The 4,391-nt window shown below is 63.3% G+C and carries 3 protein-coding genes; all 3 read left to right on the top strand.

Going from position 1 to position 4,391, the window contains the following annotated elements; all coding sequences use genetic code 11:
- Positions 1 to 1,008: glycine cleavage system aminomethyltransferase GcvT (gene gcvT / locus ACR0B8_RS20165; protein WP_480686164.1), on the top strand; the 1,008-nt coding region annotated here is incomplete at its 5' end.
- Positions 1,009 to 1,025: 17 nt separating this feature from the next.
- Positions 1,026 to 1,391 carry a glycine cleavage system protein GcvH gene (gene gcvH, locus ACR0B8_RS20160; RefSeq protein WP_170352139.1) on the top strand — a complete coding sequence of 122 codons (366 nt, stop codon included), beginning with the start codon at positions 1,026 to 1,028 and terminating at the stop codon, positions 1,389 to 1,391.
- 143 nt (positions 1,392 to 1,534) lie between these two features.
- A complete protein-coding gene (gcvP, locus tag ACR0B8_RS20155; RefSeq protein WP_226689905.1) occupies positions 1,535 to 4,390 on the top strand; it encodes an aminomethyl-transferring glycine dehydrogenase in 2,856 nt (951 codons plus the stop codon).
- Position 4,391: the final 1 nt, after the last annotated feature.

Below are 4,391 nucleotides of genomic sequence, written 5' to 3'. Positions count from 1 at the left end.
GTTCAGTATCCGCTGGGGATTATGGGTGAGCATAAGCAGTGTCGTGAGAAGGCGGCGGTGTTTGATGTGTCGCATATGGGTCAGGTGATCCTGCGCGGTGAGAATGTGGGCGAGAAGCTTGAGGCGATCTGCCCGCAGGCCTATGCGACGCTGAAGGAAGGCAAGGCGCGGTACGGGTTCTTTACCAACCCGGAAGGCGGGATCATGGATGATCTAATCGTGTCGAATGCGGGGGATCATTTCTTTGTGGTGGTGAACGCGGCGCTGCGGCATCAGGACATTCCGCATATGAAAGCGAACCTTGAAGGCGTTGAAGTGACCGAGATCTTCGACCGCGCGCTGGTGGCGGTTCAGGGCCCCAAGGCCGAGGATGTCGTGGGCGAACTGTGCCCGGCGGCGCGGGACCTGAAGTTCATGGAAACCACCGTCGCCGATATCAACGGTGTCGAATGCCGCATCTCGCGGCTGGGCTATACCGGCGAGGACGGGTATGAGATCTCGATCCCCGAAGACAAGGCGATCGAGGTCACCAAGGCCTTTCTGGCGCATGAGGATTGCGAACCTGCGGGTCTGGGCGCGCGCGACAGCCTGCGGCTGGAGGCGGGTCTGTGCCTCTATGGCAATGACATCGACCAGACGACCTCGCCGATTGAGGCGTCCCTTGGCTGGGCCATTCAAAAGCGCCGCAAGGAAGAAGGCGGTTTTCCGGGTGCGGACCGCGTACAAAAGGAACTGGCCGAGGGTCCGGCGCGCAAGCTGGTGGGCATCAAGCCCGACGGTCGCGCCCCCGCGCGTCAGGGCGTCGAAGTCCAATGTGCCGAGGGCAATACCATCGGCCAGATCACCTCGGGCAGCTTTGGCCCCACGGTCGGCGGTCCCGTTGCGATGGGCTATGTGAGCAAGGGTCATGGCGAGCCGGGCGAGAAGGTCAATCTGATCATCCGGGGCAAGGCGCAACCGGCGCAGATCGTGGCGCTGCCCTTCGTCAAACAGAATTACAAGCGTTGAAGTCAGGAGAGAGAGACATGGCAACCTATTATTCCGAAGAGCATGAATGGCTGACCGTCGAAGGGGACACGGCCACTCTGGGCATCACCAAACACGCGGCTGAGCAGCTGGGCGAAGTGGTCTTCGTCGAGCAGCAGGAAGCGGGCGACGAGTTCGAAAAAGGCGGCGAGATCGGCGTGATCGAATCCGTCAAGGCCGCGTCCGAGCTTTATGCGCCGGTCGATGGCGAGATCACCGAGGTCAACGAGGCGCTGGCCGACAACCCCGGCGCGCTGAACGAAGACCCCGAGGGCGAGGCCTGGATCTACAAGATCAAGATCGCGGATGCCGCGCAGCTTGAGGATCTGATGGACGAAGCCGGCTACAAGTCCTTCATCGGGTAAATCTATGTCGGAGCCCTGTCTCTGGGGCTCCGCCCGTTCGGGCCTGAATCTGTCCACCGGACAGATTCCGGGACGGCCCTCACTCTCCGCCGGAGGCTCCCGCAGTCTCCGCCGGACCTGACCTTTTCGACAGGAGCGCTGCAATGGCCTTCAAACTGACCGATTACGAAGCCTATGACTTCGCCAACCGCCGCCACATCGGCCCGTCGCCCACCGAGATGCGCGACATGCTCAAGGTGATCGGCTTCAAGACGCTGGACCAGCTGATCGACGCCACGGTGCCGCCTGCGATCCGGCAGAAAGAGCCGCTGGACTGGGGTCCGGCGATGACGGAACGCGATGCGCTCTTTCACATGAAAGAGGTGGCGAGCAAGAACAAGGTTCTGACCTCGCTGATCGGTCAGGGCTATTATGGCACCACCACGCCGGCGCCGATCCTGCGCAACATCCTGGAAAACCCTGCCTGGTATACCGCCTATACGCCGTATCAGCCCGAGATCAGCCAGGGCCGTCTTGAGGCGCTGTTGAACTTCCAGACCATGGTCAGCGATCTGACCGGGCTGGACGTGGCCAACGCCTCGCTGCTGGACGAAGCCACAGCCGCTGCCGAAGCGATGGCGATGGCCAAGCGCGGCGGTCGCTCCAAGGCCAACAACGCGGCCTTCTTTGTCGACCGCAACTGCCACCCGCAGACCATCGCGGTGATCAAAACCCGGGCTGAGCCGCTGGGCATAGACGTGCAGGTTGGCGACCCCGATGCGCTGGATGCAGGCGCGGTGTTTGGCGCGATCTTCCAGTATCCGGGAACCCACGGCCATGTGCGCGACTTCACCGCCGAGATTGCGGCGCTGCACGAACACAAGGCCATTGCCATCGTCGCCGCCGACATCCTGTCGCTGGCGCTGCTGAAGTCGCCCGGCGAGATGGGCGCGGATATCGCCATTGGCTCGACCCAGCGCTTTGGCGTGCCAATGGGCTATGGTGGCCCGCACGCCGCTTATATGGCGACCACCGACAAGCTGAAGCGGTCGATGCCCGGCCGGATCATCGGTGTCAGCATCGACAGCCGCGGCAACAAGGCCTACCGCCTGTCGCTGCAAACCCGCGAGCAACACATTCGCCGCGAGAAAGCCAACTCGAACGTCTGCACAGCGCAGGCGCTGCTGGCGGTCATCGCCTCGATGTATGCCGTGTACCACGGCCCCGACGGCATCAAGGCCATCGCGCAATCGGTGCATCGCAAGACCTCGCGCATGGCCGCCGGTCTGGAAGAGGCGGGCTTTGCCGTGGAACCGGAAGTGTTCTTCGACACCATCACGGTCGAGGTCGGCCACCTGCAGAATGTCGTGATGGAGGCCGCCGTGGCCCGTGGCGTCAACCTGCGCAAGGTCGGTGATACCAAGGTGGGCATCAGCCTGGACGAACAGACCCGCCCCGAGACCATCGAGGCCGTCTGGGGCGCCTTCGGCATCGACCGCAAGGATGACAGCTCGAACGTGGCCTACCGCCTGCCGGATTACGCGCTGCGCGAAAGCGCCTATCTGACTCACCCGATCTTCCATCAGAACCGGGCCGAGGCCGAGATCACGCGCTATATGCGCCGTCTGGCCGACCGCGACCTGGCGCTGGACCGGGCGATGATCCCGCTGGGGTCCTGCACCATGAAGCTGAACGCCACGATCGAGATGATCCCGGTCACCTGGCCCGAGTTTGGTAACCTACACCCGTTCTGCCCCGAAGATCAGGCGCAGGGTTATCACGAGATGATTGCGGATCTGAACGACAAGCTGTGCCAGATCACCGGCTATGACGCGATCTCCCAGCAGCCCAACTCGGGCGCGCAGGGCGAATATGCGGGCCTGCTGACCATCCGCAACTATCATGCATCGCGGGGTGAGGCGCACCGCAATGTCTGCCTGATCCCGACCTCGGCGCATGGCACCAACCCGGCCTCGGCGCAGATGGTGGGCTATCAGGTTGTGCCGGTGCAGGCGGATGAGAACGGCAACATCGATGTCGCCGATTTCCGCGCCAAGGCGGAAAAGCACAGCGATCATCTGGCTGCCTGCATGATCACCTATCCGTCCACCCATGGCGTGTTCGAGACCACCGTGCAGGAGGTCTGCCAGATCACCCATGATCACGGCGGTCAGGTCTATATCGACGGTGCCAACATGAACGCCATGGTCGGCCTGTCGCGTCCCGGTGACATTGGCGGCGACGTCAGCCACCTGAACCTGCACAAGACCTTCTGCATCCCGCATGGCGGCGGCGGCCCCGGCATGGGCCCGATCGGCGTCAAGGCGCATCTGGAAGAGCATCTGCCCGGCCACCCGGAATACGGCAGTGCCATCGGCCCGGTCTCGGCCGCGCCCTTCGGCTCGCCGTCCATTCTGCCGGTCAGCTGGGCCTATGTGCTGCTGATGGGTGGCGCGGGTCTGACCCAGGCCACGAAAGTGGCGATCCTGAACGCCAACTACATCGCCGCGCGTCTGAGCGAGGCCTATCCGATCCTCTACACCTCGGAAACGGGCCGGGTGGCGCATGAATGCATCCTCGACACCCGTCCCTTGGACGAGGCGGCCCATGTCAGCGTCGACGACATCGCCAAACGTCTGGTCGATTCAGGCTTCCACGCGCCCACCATGTCCTGGCCGGTGGCCGGCACCCTGATGGTCGAGCCCACGGAATCGGAACCCATGGCGGAACTCGACCGCTTCTGCGACGCCATGCTGTCCATCCGGGCCGAGGCACAGGACATCATCGACGGCAAGATCGACGCGGACAACAACCCGCTGAAAAACGCCCCCCACACGGTGCGCGATCTGGTCGGCGACTGGGACCGCCCCTACACCCGAGAACAGGCCTGCTTCCCGCCGGGCTCCATGGGCGTCGACAAATACTGGTCCCCCGTCAACCGCGTCGACAACGCATATGGCGACCGAAACCTCGTCTGCACATGCCCACCAATGGACGCATACGAAGAAGCCGCAGAATAAA

The organism is Ruegeria sp. BH6, assembly GCF_056538105.1.
Note: the sequence above shows the minus strand (reverse complement) of the source record. Positions and strands in the feature narration are given on the sequence as shown.